The organism is Nocardia coffeae, from assembly GCF_019890715.1.
GTDB classification, from domain to species: domain Bacteria; phylum Actinomycetota; class Actinomycetes; order Mycobacteriales; family Mycobacteriaceae; genus Nocardia; species Nocardia jiangxiensis.
In genome coordinates this window covers 365,141-380,246 of sequence record NZ_JAINZY010000005.1, presented here as the reverse complement: position 1 = coordinate 380,246, position 15,106 = coordinate 365,141, and the positions used below count along the sequence as shown (strand labels likewise).

Annotated in this window: 12 protein-coding genes; 10 read left to right on the top strand and 2 right to left on the bottom strand. The window is 68.6% G+C overall.

All coding sequences use genetic code 11. The features are described from left to right. Window positions 1-461: 461 nt before the first annotated feature. The 4 genes from K7711_RS21380 to K7711_RS21365 all read left to right on the top strand — a co-directional run bounded on the left by K7711_RS21380 (window position 462) and on the right by K7711_RS21365 (window position 6,657). Window positions 462-1,823: a lipase family protein gene (locus K7711_RS21380; protein WP_222971179.1), complete on the top strand. Its 1,362-nt coding sequence runs from the start codon at window positions 462-464 to the stop codon at window positions 1,821-1,823. Between the two features lie 59 nt (window positions 1,824-1,882). After that, a complete protein-coding gene (gene trmB, locus K7711_RS21375; protein ID WP_222971178.1) occupies window positions 1,883-2,734 on the top strand; it encodes a tRNA (guanosine(46)-N7)-methyltransferase TrmB in 852 nt (283 codons plus the stop codon). Window positions 2,735-2,837: 103 nt separating this feature from the next. Then, on the top strand, window positions 2,838-3,563 hold the full coding sequence (locus K7711_RS21370) for an NYN domain-containing protein (RefSeq protein WP_372460177.1): 726 nt from the start codon (window positions 2,838-2,840) through the stop codon (window positions 3,561-3,563). A gap of 1 nt (window position 3,564) precedes the next feature. After that, complete coding sequence (locus tag K7711_RS21365) at window positions 3,565-6,657, top strand: MMPL family transporter (RefSeq protein ID WP_222971176.1); 3,093 nt, start codon at window positions 3,565-3,567, stop codon at window positions 6,655-6,657. 160 nt (window positions 6,658-6,817) lie between these two features. Here K7711_RS21365 and K7711_RS21360 read toward each other — a convergent pair whose 3' ends face one another. Both K7711_RS21360 and K7711_RS21355 read right to left on the bottom strand, forming a co-directional pair. Beyond that, entirely contained in the window at window positions 6,818-7,624 is an 807-nt protein-coding gene (locus K7711_RS21360) for an alpha/beta fold hydrolase (RefSeq protein ID WP_222971175.1), read from the bottom strand. Between the two features lie 39 nt (window positions 7,625-7,663). Then, complete coding sequence (locus K7711_RS21355; RefSeq protein ID WP_222971174.1) at window positions 7,664-8,341, bottom strand: DUF1707 SHOCT-like domain-containing protein; 678 nt, start codon at window positions 8,339-8,341, stop codon at window positions 7,664-7,666. Between the two features lie 276 nt (window positions 8,342-8,617). Between K7711_RS21355 and K7711_RS21350 the strand changes: the two genes are divergently transcribed. From K7711_RS21350 to K7711_RS21325, 6 genes are all read left to right on the top strand, one after another. Continuing rightward, window positions 8,618-9,796 (top strand): AI-2E family transporter, encoded by a 1,179-nt coding sequence (locus K7711_RS21350; protein WP_308014877.1) that lies wholly within the window; start codon window positions 8,618-8,620, stop codon window positions 9,794-9,796. A 58-nt stretch (window positions 9,797-9,854) separates the two neighbouring features. Further along, a complete protein-coding gene (gene macS / locus K7711_RS21345; protein WP_222971172.1) occupies window positions 9,855-11,051 on the top strand; it encodes a MacS family sensor histidine kinase in 1,197 nt (398 codons plus the stop codon). A 1-nt stretch (window position 11,052) separates the two neighbouring features. Beyond that, window positions 11,053-11,739, top strand: coding sequence for a response regulator (locus K7711_RS21340; RefSeq protein ID WP_222971171.1), 687 nt, complete (start codon window positions 11,053-11,055; stop codon window positions 11,737-11,739). 233 nt (window positions 11,740-11,972) lie between these two features. Then, the gene (locus K7711_RS21335; RefSeq protein WP_222971170.1) at window positions 11,973-13,523 is read left to right on the top strand and encodes an adenylate/guanylate cyclase domain-containing protein; all 1,551 of its coding nucleotides are present in this window, start codon (window positions 11,973-11,975) and stop codon (window positions 13,521-13,523) included. A gap of 5 nt (window positions 13,524-13,528) precedes the next feature. Next, on the top strand, window positions 13,529-14,695 hold the full coding sequence (locus K7711_RS21330; protein WP_222971169.1) for a lysylphosphatidylglycerol synthase transmembrane domain-containing protein: 1,167 nt from the start codon (window positions 13,529-13,531) through the stop codon (window positions 14,693-14,695). Window positions 14,696-14,722: 27 nt separating this feature from the next. Next, complete coding sequence (locus K7711_RS21325) at window positions 14,723-15,103, top strand: DUF3054 domain-containing protein (RefSeq protein ID WP_222971168.1); 381 nt, start codon at window positions 14,723-14,725, stop codon at window positions 15,101-15,103. The last annotated feature ends 3 nt before the right edge of the window (window positions 15,104-15,106 follow it).

Genomic DNA, 15,106 nt, shown 5'->3' with positions numbered 1-15,106 from the left:
CCGACGCGACGACAACGCCCTGCTCCCGAACCCTGGAAAGGGTGCGGATCCGAACACGATGTGCGACCGATTCAGCACTGGCGCAGCACCCGGACACTCCCGCCTTCGCACCCCGTCTCCGTGCATCCAGGATTTCGCCGCGCCCGACGTCGTCATCCCCTGCCCGCGAAACGCGGATCCCGGTGATCTCCGACACGCCCGAGGCACGAATCCGGAGCATCAATCAGCGAATGTTGTGTCATTGATCACAGGACGCAATCGGGAATCGGCCTCGGATGGCGGCTGTTTTATTGAGAGACAGCACAATTCAGGTGTGGCGAGGTTTTCGGGTGATCACCCGGTCGCCTACTCTGAGGCCGTCGGCGGCACCGCCGACGTGGGGCAGGGCTGTGCCCGACACCGGTCCGTGCGGGCGGGTGCGGGAAAACGGCCTGGTCACCAGGCTCAGTGAGGAGGTTGCGATGACCGTCATCGAGGACGTCATCGGACGGGTCGACGCGATATCCGGCGTCCGGGACACGATCGACGCGGCGCGTCCGCTGCTGCCGTCGCAGGATCCGTTCCTCATCCCTCCCGCAGACCTCACCCGTTACGCACCCGGCGCCATCCTGCGCAGCCGTGCGGTGCGAATCGGGCTGTTCGGCCTGGTCCCCCAACAGGTCTCGGCCTGGCAGCTGCTCTATCGCAGCACCGATATGAACGGCGACCCCGAGGCCGCGATCACCACGGTGCTGCTGCCCGCCGACGCGGATCCGGACGTCGAACGCCCGCTGCTGGCCTTCGAATCGGCGATCGACGCGACCGCCGAACAGTGCGCGCCGTCCTATGCGCTGCGTTTGGGCGCGGTCGCGCCCGGTTCGATCACCCAGCTGGAATGGATGCTGGTCGCGGGCGCGCTGCGGCGCGGCTGGGCGGTCGGCATCGCCGATCACGAGGGCCCGCACGGCAACTTCGGCGCGCCGCGCGAACCCGGCTACCGGTCCCTGGACGGCATTCGCGCCGCACTGCGCTTCGCGCCGCTGGGCCTGCACGCGCGGACTCCGGTCGCGGTGTGGGGCTATTCCGGCGGCGGTATGGCCGGATCCTGGCTGGTGGAGATGGCGCCGGTCTACGCGCCCGAACTCGATATCGTCGGCGCGGTACTCGGTGCGCCGGTCGGCGATCCGGGACAGGTGTTCGTCGATCTCAACGGCGGACGTTTCGCCGGATTCCCGCCGATCATGATCGCCGCGCTGCGCCGGCTCTACCCGGCGCTGGACAAAATCCTGAACGCCGAATTGAACGCCGAGGGCCGCCGCCTGCTGGACGTGGCCGCCCGCTCCGCACCGATGCTGGCACTGCCCCGCCTGACCGGCCGCGACGTCGGCGACTATCTGGACCGGCCGCTGGCAGAGCTGCTGGCCGAACCGGAGCTGCGCGCGATGCTCGACGACCTGCGCCTGGGCGGCCATGTCCCGAACTGCCCGGTGCTCATGATCCAGCCGGTGAACGACCAGGTCATCAACGTCCGAGCCATCGACGAGCAAGTCGCGCGCTACCGTCGCGGCGGCGCGAACGTCACCTATCTGCGCGACCGGCTCAGCGAACATTTCAGCCTGCTGCCCCTGGCCACGCCGCTGACACTGGACTGGCTCGCCGACCGGATCGCCGGACGCGCGGTCCCCGAGCCGAGCACCCGCACCGTCTGGTCGGTGGTGACCGATTCGTCGAGCTGGCGCGGTCTGCTCGAAATGACGGTCACCGCAACGCGAGTCGTGCTGGGACGCCCGTTGCGCGGCGAGTCGGGCCCGCAGTCCAGGCCGGCCCGCACGCTGGCGGCCTGATCAATCGTCCGGGAAGGGTTGCGCGGTCGCCTGCTGTGCTGATCATCCGATACTGGACAATGGACGCCGTGAACGACGCCGCGAACCACACTGCAGAGCTGGTCGCCGGGCCGCGGTCCACGGCATCGACGGCGGTCGACCGTGCCGCCGGCGCGCCGGATCCGGCCGCCGCCCAGCCCACCGGACCGGGCCACCCGACCGGCTCGCGCCTGCATCCCCGAGTCACCAGCTTCCGCTCTCGCCGTGGCGCACTCACCGCTACGCAGCAGCAATCCTGGGCGCGGATGTGGCCGCGCATCGGCCGCGACGTCTCGGACGACGCGCTCGACACGGCGGCCTGGTTCGGCCGGCAGGCCCCGCTGATCATCGAGATCGGCTGCGGGACCGGCACCGCGACCGCCGCGATGGCCCAGGCCGAACCGGACTTCGATCTGATCGGCATCGAGGTCTACAAGCCGGGTCTGGCGCAATTGGTGCAGCGCATCGAACGCGAGCGCATCGAGAACATCCGGCTGTTGCGCGGCGATGCGGTGGACGTCCTCGAACACATGATTGCCAAGGATTCACTGACTGGGGTTCGCGTGTTCTTCCCGGACCCCTGGCCCAAGGCTCGGCACCACAAGCGCCGCCTGCTGCAGCCCAGCACGATGACGCTCATCGCCAGCCGCCTGAGCCCCGGCGGGATTCTGCACGTCGCGACCGACCATGCCGGTTACGCCGAGCACATCGCCGAGGTGGGCGCGGCGGAACCGCAGTTCATCGGCCTCAACGAGGCCGCAGGCGGCGATCGCGACAGCTTCGCCCAATCCGCTCCGATCGGCTTCGACCGGCCCGTGACGAAATTCGAAAGTAAGGCGCATCGGGCCGGAAGCGACATCACAGAGCTGATTTGGGGGAAGATCGGAGCATGAGCGTGCGATGCGAGCGAACAGTTAGCTCAGCCATTCCCGCCGTCGAGGGTGCGCTGTCATGACGGTCAGCGAGATGGACCACGACGTGATGGACGTCACCAATATGGTGCACAACAGCCCTTCCGATCGCGCTCCGGCCCCGTCCACGGCGAGCTCGGGCGCCGGATCGGCCCCGCAGGGCAGCGGTACCGATGTGCGGCGGGTGCTGCTGGTCTGGGACGCGCCGAATCTCGACATGGGCCTCGGCGCGATCCTGGGCGGACGTCCCACCGCGGCGTACCGGCCGCGCTTCGACGCGCTGGGCCGCTGGCTGCTCGCCCGCACCGCCGAACTGTCCGTCGGCGGCACCGGCCGGGTGGAGGCCGAGGCCACGGTGTTCACCAACATCGCCCCCGGCACAGCCGATGTGGTGCGGCCCTGGGTGGAGGCGTTGCGCAACGTCGGTTACGCGGTCTTCGCCAAACCTAAGATCGACGAGGATTCCGACGTCGACAGCGATATGTTGGCGCACATCGAATTACGCCGCCGCGGTGCGGGTCTGGCCGGAATCATGGTGGCCTCCGCCGACGGTCAGGCGTTCCGCGAACCCCTCGAGGAGATCGCCGCAGGCGGCATCCCGGTGCAGGTGCTCGGATTCCGCGAGCATGCGAGCTGGGCCGTGACGTCCGATATCCTCGAGTTCATCGACCTCGAGGACATCCCGGGAGTGTTCCGCGAACCACTTCCCCGGGTCAGCCTCGAGTCGTTGCCCGACGAGGGTGCCTGGCTGCAGCCCTTCCGGCCGTTGTCCGCACTGCTCACCTCCCGCCCCGCGCAAGGAGTCGCTTAAAGTGTTCACCCGCTGGGGCGATTTGGTCTCCCGATTCCGCTACGTCGTACTGGGCGTGATGGTTGCCGCGCTGCTCGGTCTGGGCGCGTTCGGCCTCGGATTGGACAAACATCTCAGCTCCAGCGGGTGGGACGATCCCGGCTCCGAGTCGACACAGGCTGCGCAGCTGCTGGATTCGACGTACGGCCGCGACCACACCGGTGACGTCATCGTGCTGTACACCGCGCCGGACGGGAAGACCGTCGACGACCCGTCGTTCAACAAGCCGATCATCGAGAATCTGACCAATCTGCCCAAGCAGCATCCGGATCAGATCGACAAGGTCTTCGTCTCGCCGTGGAACGTGCCGGGCGCGGCCCAGTATTCGGCCTCGGTCACCGTGTCCAAGGACCGCAAGGTCGCCTTCGCCGCGGTCGAGCTCAAGGGCGACGACGACACCTCGACGATGAACAACTACCGGGAGGTCCACGACGCCTTCGACATTCCCGGGGTGAATGTTCAGATCGCCGGTCTGCAACCGGTCGCGGGCACCCTGAACGACACCATCGCGTCGGATCAGCGGCGCATGGAGGTCCTGGCCATTCCGGGCGTCGCGGTGTTGCTGTTCTTCATCTTCGGCGGCGTCGTCGCGGCGGCGCTGCCGCTGATCGTGGGTGGCCTGACGATCATCAGCGCCAACGGCATCGTGATGGCCCTGACGAAGTTCACCGAGGTGAACTCGTTCGTGAGCGCGGTGGTCTCGATGATCGGGCTGGGCCTGGCGATCGACTACGGCTTGTTCATCGTGAGCCGGTTCCGTGAGGAACTGGCCGACGGCTACGACACCCGCGCGGCCGTGCGACGTTCGGTCATGACCGCCGGACGCACCGTCGCGTTCTCCGCGACGATGATCATCGCGGCCAGTGCGAGCATGCTGCTGTTCCCGCAGGGCTTCCTGAAATCCGTCGCCTACGGCACGATCGCAACGGTCGCCCTGGCCGCGGTCGCCTCGCTGACGATCCTGCCCGCGATCCTGAGCATCCTGGGCCCGCGGGTGGACATGTTGGGGCTCAAGTGGTTCCGCAAGACCAAGACCACCGAGGAGATCGAGAACGGCTTCTGGGGCCGCAGCACGCAGTGGGTGATGAAACATCCACTGAAGGTGGCGGTCCCGCTGTGCATCGTGCTGCTGCTGTTGATCATTCCGGTGAAGAATCTGCAGTTCGGCGGGATCAGCGAAACCTATCTGCCGCCGGACAATCCGACTCGCGTGGCGCAGCAGGAATTCGATCAGCTGTTCCCGACGCGGCGGACCGATCCGATCAACCTGGTGATCGTCACCCAGGACTCCACGAAGATCTATTCGATTCTGGAGCAGGCGGACAAGGCTCCCGGGCTGGTCACGCAGTTCGCGGTCCCCGGCCAGCCGCCGACCGGTTCGGATGTCTGGAAGACCTCGACGACGCTGGCCAATTCGGACAACGCCAATGAAACCATCGACTATCTGCGGTCGATGAGCGTGCCCGACGGCGTCGACGTGTACATCGGTGGCACCCCGGCGATGCAGAAGGACAGTGTGGACGCGCTGTTGAGCCGGATGCCGCTGATGGTCGTGCTGGTCGTCTTCGTGACCACGCTGCTGATGTTCCTGACCTTCGGCTCGCTGGTGCTGCCGATCAAGGCCGCCTTGATGAGCGCCCTGGGCCTCGGCGCGACGCTGGGCATTCTGACCTGGATCTTCATCGACGGTCACGGGGCCGGGCTGATGAATTTCACGCCACAACCGATCATGTCGCCGGTACTGGTGCTGATCATCGCGATCATCTACGGCCTGTCGACGGACTACGAGGTGTTCCTGCTCTCACGCATGGTGGAGGCGCGCGCGGTGGGCGCGAGTACCACGGAGGCGGTCAAGTCCGGCACCGCGCAGACCGGCCGCATCATCACCGCCGCCGCGCTGATCCTGCTGGTGGTCACCGGCGCGTTCGCGTTCTCCGATCTGGTGATGATGCAGTACATCGCGTACGGCATGGTCGCGGCGCTGCTCATCGACGCCACCGTGATCCGCATGCTGCTGGTGCCCGCCACCATGAAGCTGCTCGGCGACGACTGCTGGTGGGCTCCGGCGTGGATGAAGCGGATCCAGGCCAAGATCGGTCTGGGCGAGCCGATGCTGGGCGATGAACGGCCCGGCGGGGGTGAGGTCGTCGACCTGGTCAAGACCACGCCGGTCACCGATCCGGTGACGATGCAGATCCCGATGATGCCGGACGGCACTCCGGCCAAGTCGGGCCGTAAACCCAAGCGCGCCAGGTTCATTCGGCACGCCGATCCGGAAGCGCCGACCGAGCGGCTGGACTCTCCCGAGACGCCCGATGCGAAGTCGGACGATGCGCAGACGAACGACGCGGGGACGAACAAGGCGAAGTCGGACGACACGAAGTCCGGCAACACGCGGAAGTCGCGGAGCGCGAAGTCTCGCATCCTGTCGCCGCCGGGAGTGCTGCAGCGGCCCGACCCGGAGGCATCCGGCGACGCCGCCGCGACGCCCGCGAGTGCATCGACCCCGCCGCAGTCCTCGCTGAATCTGCCGGGCGTCATCCCGGTGGCCGCGCCGGAGCCGACGCAGCAGTCCCCCGAGGTCTCGCCGCCGCGTAATCTGCCGCGTCCGCCGGTGCCGCCGGGTTCGGGCATGCCGGATCAGGCGGAGTACGGGACGACACAGGATGCGGGGGCCGATCAGGTCGGCACGACGCCCCGAATCCTGCCGCCGCGCCCCAAGCAGTCCGCGGTGCCGCCGCATCCGGCCGCCCGTGCGCAGCGTTATCAGCCGCACGACGGGGTCGATTCCGAGCCGACCGAGGCCGAACCCGCCGTCCCCGCGGGCGATGCCGGAGCCGACGCGCAGACCACGCCGACCCCGACCACCCGTCCCGGCCCGGCGGACCCCCGCCAGGAGGCCAGCCGCAGCAGTATCGAACAGTGGATGGCCGACCTGCGCTCTTCACGCAACCGCCCCGCCCAGCCCGAGAACACCGACGAGGGCAAGCATCACGGCGGCAGCAACCGGACCGTCAGCGTCAACGAGCTACTGCGCCGCCAGAACCGCGAGTGAGCACTGCGTTCGGATGTCGCATATGAGCCATCCGGCGCAAAAACGTCATTACTCCGAGGTGGGTGCCCGCTGCACCGGGCAGGATGCCGCGGATCGCTGAGGACCGGCGACCGCGAAACAGCAGCGTGGCATTCACCATGCACGTGCGGTTCCGCAGGCTCTATCCGTGCGACGCAGCCCGGCCGATCGCCGCGCGGACTTCTGTGGTGACCAGGTCGGGAGCTTCGAGCATCGGGACGTGCCCCACGCCCGGGAGGGTGCGGGATTCGACGCCGGGAGCGGCGATGCCGCGACCGTGGAATCGGGGCGGGAGCAGGCGATCGTGTTCACAGAGCAGCACCGTGACCGGAGCCTGAATCTCGGCGAGACCGGTGAATCCGTTCGCGAGAGTGGGGTCCCGGGCCAGATCGTCGACGACGTGGCAGTGCGCGGGAGCGGCGGCGCAGGCGGTGGCCAGGGCGTGCGGGACCGCGGCCGGACGGTGGGCCAGCAGCGGAATCACCAGGCTGCGCACCATGCTCGGAGCCGACGCTCCCGCACCGACGCCCAGGACCGGGCCGAACGCCCGGTACTTGCGGATCAACTGCTGGGTGGCCGGGACATCCGCCTCCCACAGTCCCCCGGGCGCGATGGCGACGACCGAGCGCGCCCGGCCCCGCGCGGCGAGCTCCAGGGCCAGCCAGCCACCGAGGGAATTGCCCACCAGATGTGCTGTGGGCCAGTCGTTCTGGTCCATGACGGCGGCCACGAAATCGGCCAGCGCGGTGAAGGTCGCGGGACCGGACACCGCCGGGCCGCCCCAGTGACCGGGCAGCGTCGGCGCGAAAACCTCGTGGTCACCGGATAGTTCGTCGATCACCGCGCCCCAGGACTGCCAGGTGAGCAGCAATCCGTGCAACAGCAGTACGGGCTCCCCTCGGCCGGCCCGGAAATGCGGATCCGGTTCGGCCGCGACACGCTGCACCATGGCGGTGACGATACCCGCGTGACCTCGCCTGTCGACCGGTCAGAATCCCGACATCAGCCGACGCCACTGCACCGCGAGCGGCTGTTTGGCGGTGACCGAGCCGAACCGCAGCCGACCGTGCACGACCACGTGCAGCGGCCCGATCGGCGGGCCGGTGCGCACCTTGTTGTTCACGCTGGACCCGATCAGCTCCAGGCCGTCGACGTCGACGGTGGCCGCGCCGGGCAGGATCAGCGTCAGCGAACTGCAGAAATCGTCCATGCGCAGCTCCACCACCTGCGTGGACATCACCGCCTGGGTGAAATCCAGACTGACGCTGGAGCAGTAGTTGTTCAGGTACATGGTCGGCGGGACGTGCCAGGGACCCTTGCGGCTGACCGAGGAGATCCGTGAGCGGATGGTCGCCGACGAGGCGGGCGTGGGGCCCGGAGCCTCGGCATACGACGGCGTCGCCCGACCGGCCGGATCGGGCTGCCCGACCAGCCGGACCCCGGGCAGATCGATCAGCACGGCGTTCAGTTCACCGCGGGTCTTGGCCGCCAGCGCGGTATCCATCCGTTCGGTGAACTCACCGAGCGAGAGCATCCCCAACCCGACCGCACGCTGTAGCAGCATCCCGACATGTTCGCGTTCCGCGTCCGAGACCCGCAGATCCCGATCGCCCGCCGCACCCCCGGTCTCGGGAACCGGCCCGGCGGAAACCGTTTCACCAGCCATGACATCGAGGCTACCGACGTCACAGGCCCCGCACATCAGGGCAATCCCTGATGTTCCGATCCGATACAGCCCCCGGTCAGGGTGTGGTTGACAGCACGGAAAACCGGCATTCCCGTCCGGTGCGCACACGTGCCCGCGACGGTCGCGACGGTTAGGCTCGGCCGCGTGACTGACGTTGGTTCGGACCGGAACGGGTCCGATGCGCAGGACTCCGAGACGCGCGAGAGCCGGAGCGGCCGTCGCGTCGCGGCCGACTCGGTACATCCGTTCGTCCGGGTGAGTGCCGAATGGTGCTGGCGGTTGCTGGTGATCGTGCTGGCAGTCGTCGTCATCGGCTATTTGTCCCGGCGGCTGGCCACGGTGGTCATCCCGGTCGCGATCGCCCTGCTGGCCGCGGCGCTGCTGGTGCCGCTGGTGGATCTGCTGCAGCGGCTGGGGTTGCCGCGCTCGATCGGGGTGTTCGTCTCGCTGGTCGGCTCGCTCGGGGTGATCGCCGGGGTGTTCACCTTCGTGATCGAGCAGTTCGTCACCGGCGTTCCGCAGCTGGCCAACGAATTCAAGACCAGCGTCCAATCCATTCAGGACTGGCTGATCAACGGCCCGCTGCACCTGAGCAACGACCAGATCCGCAATGCGGGCGACACCATCGTCAAAACGCTGGAGCGCAATCAGGATTCGCTGACCAACGGCGCGCTGACCACCGCGGCCGCGATCGGCGAATTCCTCACCGGCACCTTCCTGACGCTGTTCATCCTGATCTTCTTCCTCTACGGCGGCAATCAGATCTGGGAGTTCGTCACCCGGGTGGTGCCGACCCCGCAGCGCGAACGGGTGCGCACCGCCGGACGGCTCGGTTTCGGGACGCTGGTCGGATTCGTGCGCGCGACCGTCGCGGTGGCCGCGGTGGACGCGATCGGCATCGGCACCGGCCTGGCCATTCTCGGCGTGCCACTGGCGCTGCCGCTGGGGACGCTGGTGTTCATCGGGGCATTCATCCCGATCATCGGTTCGCTGCTGGCCGGTTCCATCGCGGTATTCCTGGCGTTGATGACCAAGGGGCTGGTCACGGCGTTGATCGTGCTGGGTATCACCGTCGCGGTGATGCAGTTGGAAAGCCACGTGCTGCAACCGCTGCTGCTCGGGCGCGCGGTGCGGATCCATCCGCTGGCGGTGGTCCTCGCGATCACCACCGGTGTGGTGCTGTACGGGCTGGTCGGCGGTCTGCTGGCGGTGCCGTTCGCCGCGGTGATGAACACCGCGATCCACTCGCTGCTGTCGGGCAGTTCCGAGGAGCTGTATCGGGAGCTCAACAGCGGTGCGTCGCGGCAGCCGATGTTCCACGCCCAACCCGACGAACCCGATCCGAATCGGTTCCGGCTGCCCGAACCCGTTGCGGGCAAGGCCGATTCGGACGAATCCGAAACCGAGGATCCCGACGCTCGAGAACCCCGATGACGGGAAGTCCGACGCCGGGATCGCGAAGACCGAGGATGCGCGCTGACAGGTGCGGCTGATGGCCGCCGGCGCGACACGTGAGCCGCAGGCGCCCGAGAGCGTCGGCGCGACCGCGCCGCTGTGGCGTGCGGCGCAGGCATTCCGCCTGGTCACCGCGCTGTATGCGATCGGCCAGGAGATCGCGTCGGCGCCGTACTACCGGCATCCCGGACTCAGCTGGGTTCTGATCGGTCTGCTCGTGCTCTGGTCGATCGTGTCGGCGGCGCTGCTGTCGCAGTGGCGGATCAGCACCTCACGACGGGTGCGCACGACGGTGGTGATCGGGGATCACCTGGTGGTGATCGCGCTGATGGCCGCCACCCGTCTGGTCGCCGATTACGCCTGGTTCCACGGACATCAGACCGTGCCGACGACGCTGTGGGCGGCCAATGCGGTGATCTCCGCCGCGATCGCGTCCGGTCCGGTGGGCGGGGTCGCGTCGGGTGTGCTGATCTCGGCGGTGAGCATCGTGGTTCGCGCGCAGTGGGAATTGGATCTGTGGTCCGATGCGACCGCGCCGATGCTGGTCTCGGTGGGCCTGGCGCTGGGCCTGGCGGCCGACACCGCCCGCCGCGCACACCGTCAACTGCAGCGTGCCGCCCTGCTCACCGCGGCCGCCCGGGAGCGTGAACGACTCGCCCGCGAGGTGCACGACGGAGTGTTGCAGGTGCTCAGCTACATCAAACGTCGCGGCAACGAGATCGGCGGCAGCACAGCGGAGTTGGCACAGCGGGCCGCCGAACAGGAAGTGGCGCTGCGGGTGCTGCTGTCCGAGCAGAGCGCACCCGTGCCCGACGTCCCGGATTCGCCTGCCGCCGAACAGGATCTGCGTCCTCTGCTGACCGCCCATGCCGCCCCCGACGTCTCGGTCTCCGCGCCCGCGGATCCGGTGCCGGTGGCCCGCGAGGCCGCCCGGGAACTCGCCGCCGCGGTGGCCGCCGCCCTGTCCAATACCGCGCTGCACGCCGGTCCCGACGCGAAAGCCTATGTCCTGCTGGAGGATACCGGTGAGGAGGTGATCGTCTCGGTCCGCGACGACGGTCCCGGCATCCCCGACGGCCGCCTCGCCGAGGCCGCCGCCCAGGGCAGGATGGGTGTGTCCCGATCCATCCTCGGCCGGATCGCCGCCCTCGGCGGCACCGCCGACCTGCGCACCGACGACGGCGCAGAATGGGAATTCCGTCTCCCCCGGCACCGACCGACCCGAAAGGGATGAGATGAGCCAGGACCCCGAGCCGCCCGCCACACCTGTGGCGCAACACGTTTCGGTGATGGTGGTGGACGATCACCCGATGTGGCGGGACGGGGTGTCGCGGGATCTGACCGAGGCCGGGTTCGAGGTGAGCGCGACGGCCGACGGGGTGGCCGCGGCCGCGCGACGCGCAGCGGCGGTGCAACCCGACGTGGTCCTGATGGATATGCAACTCCCCGACGGCAACGGCGCACAGGCCACCGCCGACATTCTGCGGGTGTCGCCGAACAGCCGGGTGCTGGTGCTGTCCGCCTCGGCCGAACGCGCCGACGTGCTGGACGCGATCAAGGCCGGGGCGACGGGTTATCTGGTCAAGAGCGCGTCCGTGGCCGAGCTGATCGACGCCGTGCGCGCCACCGCCGCAGGTCAGGCGGTGTTCACCCCGGGTCTGGCCGGTCTGGTCCTGGGCGAGTACCGCCGCATCGCCAGTACGCCCGCCGACCGCGACGCGCCGCACCGGCCCGCCCTCACCGATCGGGAGACCGAGGTGTTGCGCCTGGTCGCCAAGGGTCTGTCCGCGAAACAGATCGCCACCAGGCTGAGCCTGAGCCACCGCACGGTGGAGAACCACGTGCAGGCCACGCTGCGCAAACTCCAGCTCGCCAACCGGGTGGAACTGACCCGCTACGCCATCGAGCAAGGCCTGGAATGACGCCCACAGTCGCACCGACCATCGCCAACATCGACGTTCGCGGCCCGTCTCGCCGGTCGGACGCGTGGCGGGTGCGAGGAACGAGTACCCGACACGGGGCTCATCGGTGAGGCTTCGGAGGCCGCGAACCCGCCGGAGCGAAGCGGAGGCAAAAGACACAGCGGTAGATTGGTGATCGTGTCAGCGCCCCCGCGAGCCGTGCCAGCCGCACCTCCCACCTCTCGGTAGCAGGCATGGACTCGACACATCTGGCAGCGGTCAAGCAGACCATGCGGACGCGCTGGCCGCTGTACCTGGCCTCCATGCTCGCCGCCAACGCCTTCGGCGCGATCCTGGTCTACGCCTTCATCCAGTACGGCCTGCCCGCACCCGAGGGCTCCCCGACCGGTGTGCGCCGCACAGGCCTGCTGATTCCGCTCCTGGTCTTCGTGATCGGCGGCGTGCTGAGCCTGACCGCCTCGGCGCTGATGCTGCGTCCGGTGATGCGCTGGCAGGTGCGCGGCGGACCACCCAGCCGTCAGGAGCAGATGGCCGCCTTGCACGCCCCGCTGCGTCAGTCGATCCTGCATCTGCTGCTGTGGCTGGTGGGCGGCGCGGTGCTGGGCGCGACGATCATCGTGGACTCGCCGCAGCTCGCGGGCGCGGTCATCGTCACCGAATGTATGGCCGCGACCATCGTGTTCGGTTTCACCTACATGCTGGGTGAGCGGATTCTGCGTCCGGTCGCCGCGCACGCGCTGTCGATGGGCACGTTCGACCACACCCTCACCCCCGGCGTCGGCACCCGGATGGCGATGACCTGGGGTATGGGTACCTTCGCGCCGGTCATCGCGATCGTGCTGCTGTGCACGACGCAGATCACCTCGCAGGTGCATTTCTCCTCGCAGTCGCTGGCGGTGTCGATCCTGCTGCTGTGCGGTGTGGTGATCATGCAGGCGCTGGCGTTGTCGATGCTGACCGGTGCGAGCATCTCCGATCCGGTGCGCCAGCTCTCGCGGGCCATCGACCGGGTGCAGGAGGGCGCGCGCGATGTGCAGGTCGAGGTATTCGACGGTTCGGAGATCGGCCTTCTGCAGGTCGGGTTCAACCGGATGATGGAGGAGGCCGCGCAACGTCGCGAGCTGCAGGAGTTGTTCGGCCAGCACGTCGGCGAGGAGGTCGCTCGCCGCGCGCTCGAGTACGGCACCGAACTCGGTGGTGAAACCCGGTTCGTGGCAGTGCTGTTCGTCGATATGGTCGGCTCCACCGCGACCGCCGCGGAACATCCGCCGACCGAGGTGGTCAGCCTGCTCAACGAATTCTTCCGCGTCGTGGTGGATGTGATCGACCGGCACAACGGCCTGATCAACAAGTTCGTCGGCGATGCCGCGCTGGCCATCTTCGGCGCACCGCTGGACCGGCCCGACGCGCCCACCGCCGCCCTGGCCGCCGCCCGCGATCTGCGCGAGGCGCTGCGGGAGGTGCCCGGCCTGGACATCGGCATCGGCGTCTCGGCCGGACTGGCCGTGGCCGGGAACATCGGCGCGGCCAACCGCTTCGAGTACACCGTGATCGGCGATCCGGTGAACGAGGCGTCCCGCCTGACCGAACTGGCCAAGGAACGCCCCGAACGCGTGCTGACCTCGGGCAGCGCTCTGTACTTCGCCGATCTCGACGAACAGGCGCACTGGGAATCGGGCGAGGAGGTGCAGCTGCGCGGCCGCCGCCGCAAGACCCGGCTGGCCTGGCCGACGGCCGGTGCGGACGGTGACCCTACTGTCGTCCGGCCGCACTCATTAGGCTGACCCTTGTGACGGCCCATCGCGAACCTGCCGGTGAACCCGTGCCGGTCCCGGCACGGGCCCCCCGCGGCCGATTCTGGTGGGTGAAATGGCTGCTCGGTGTCGCGGTCTCCGCCCTGCTGATCGCCGAGGGCCTCTATATCTATCCGCGCCTGCACGAATCCTGGGAGAACCTCACCGAGCTGCACTGGGGCTGGGCCGCGGTCTGCGTGCTCATGCAGGCGATCTCGATGAGCGGATTCGCCCGCATCCAGAAGCAGCTGATGAATGCGGGCGGGGTACAGGTGAGCCAGCGGCGATCGCTGTCGGTGGTCTACGGCGCGACCGCGATGTCGGTGACGCTGCCCGCGGGCCCGATGTTCTCCACAGCCTTCACCTACCGCCAGACCCGGCGCTGGGGTGCGAGCCCGATCGTGGCCTCCTGGCAGCTGGTGTTCTCCGGTGTCATCGGGGCGGCGGGCATGGTGCTGCTCGGATTGGGTGGTGCGGCGCTGGTCGGCGACCGGGTCGGGCCGTGGAAGGTGGTGCTGTCCCTCGGCGCGCTGGTCCTGATCGTGGTCGCGGGCAACTACGCGTCCGGCAATCCGGGTTCGCTGCGGGCGCTGCTGCGCCGAATCCTGCGGCTGATCAACCGGATTCGCCATCATCCGCCCGAGGCGGGGATGGATCGGATCGAGGAGATCCTGCATCAGCTCGAATCGGTCGAACTGGGCCGGCGGGACGGCGCGCTGGTCATCGTCTGGGCGCTGATGCACCGGCTCGGTGACGTGGCCTGTCTGGGCGCGGCCTGTTACGCGGTCGGCGCCGAGCCGCGGGTGGCCGCGCTGATGATCGTGTTCAGCATGGGTAAAGCGGTGGGCAGCATCCCGTTCGCACCCGGCGGGATCGTCTACGTCGACGCCATGCTGATCTACGCACTGACCGCCATCGCGGGTCTGCCCACGGCGCAGGCGGTCGCGGCCGCGGGGGTGTATCGGCTGGTCAGCTTCATCCTGGTGGCGGTTATCGGCTGGATCGTGTTCGCCTTCCTGTTCCGCGGGCGACAGGCCGGGGATGCGGAATACGAGAAGGAATTCGAGGAACGTTCCCTGCTGACCGATCAGCGATCACGCGGGGACAACCGGGCGCCCGCGGGCGCCGACACCGACGACGAGGAGCAACCGCCGACCGGGTGAGCGGTATGCGGCGATTACGCTGACCGCGTGAAGAAATTGGCGCCGTTCCTCATCGACGTGGTGTTGGTGATCGTGTTCTGCCTGATCGGCCGACGCAGCCACCACGAGGGCGCCATCAGCGCCGGACTGTTCCGCACGCTGTGGCCGTTCGGGATCGGACTGCTGCTGGGCTGGGCGCTGGCCCCGCTGCTCGGCGCGCGCGGCCGATTCGACGACGTCCTGGCCCGATTCGACGCCCGGGGGCTGTGGCCCGCCGGGGTGACGCTGTGGCTGTCGACGTTGATCATCGGCATGGTGCTGCGGGTGATCAGCGGTCAGGGCATCGCATTCAGCTTCGTGCTGGTGGCCGCGGCGGTGCTGGCGTTGTTCCTGCTCGGCTGGCGAGCGGCCTGGCGGGCGCTGAGCTGAACG

Excerpts from the sequence above, each read along its gene's own strand:
- K7711_RS21380 (WP_222971179.1), top strand. The coding sequence starts at position 462 with ATGACCGTCATCGAGGACGTCATCGGACGGGTCGACGCGATATCCGGC.
- trmB (WP_222971178.1), top strand. The coding sequence starts at position 1,883 with ATGGACGCCGTGAACGACGCCGCGAACCACACTGCAGAGCTGGTCGCC.
- K7711_RS21370 (WP_372460177.1), top strand. The coding sequence starts at position 2,838 with ATGGTGCACAACAGCCCTTCCGATCGCGCTCCGGCCCCGTCCACGGCG.
- K7711_RS21360 (WP_222971175.1), bottom strand. The coding sequence starts at position 7,624 with ATGGTGCAGCGTGTCGCGGCCGAACCGGATCCGCATTTCCGGGCCGGC.
- K7711_RS21355 (WP_222971174.1), bottom strand. The coding sequence starts at position 8,341 with ATGGCTGGTGAAACGGTTTCCGCCGGGCCGGTTCCCGAGACCGGGGGT.
- macS (WP_222971172.1), top strand. The coding sequence starts at position 9,855 with ATGGCCGCCGGCGCGACACGTGAGCCGCAGGCGCCCGAGAGCGTCGGC.
- K7711_RS21340 (WP_222971171.1), top strand. The coding sequence starts at position 11,053 with ATGAGCCAGGACCCCGAGCCGCCCGCCACACCTGTGGCGCAACACGTT.
- K7711_RS21335 (WP_222971170.1), top strand. The coding sequence starts at position 11,973 with ATGGACTCGACACATCTGGCAGCGGTCAAGCAGACCATGCGGACGCGC.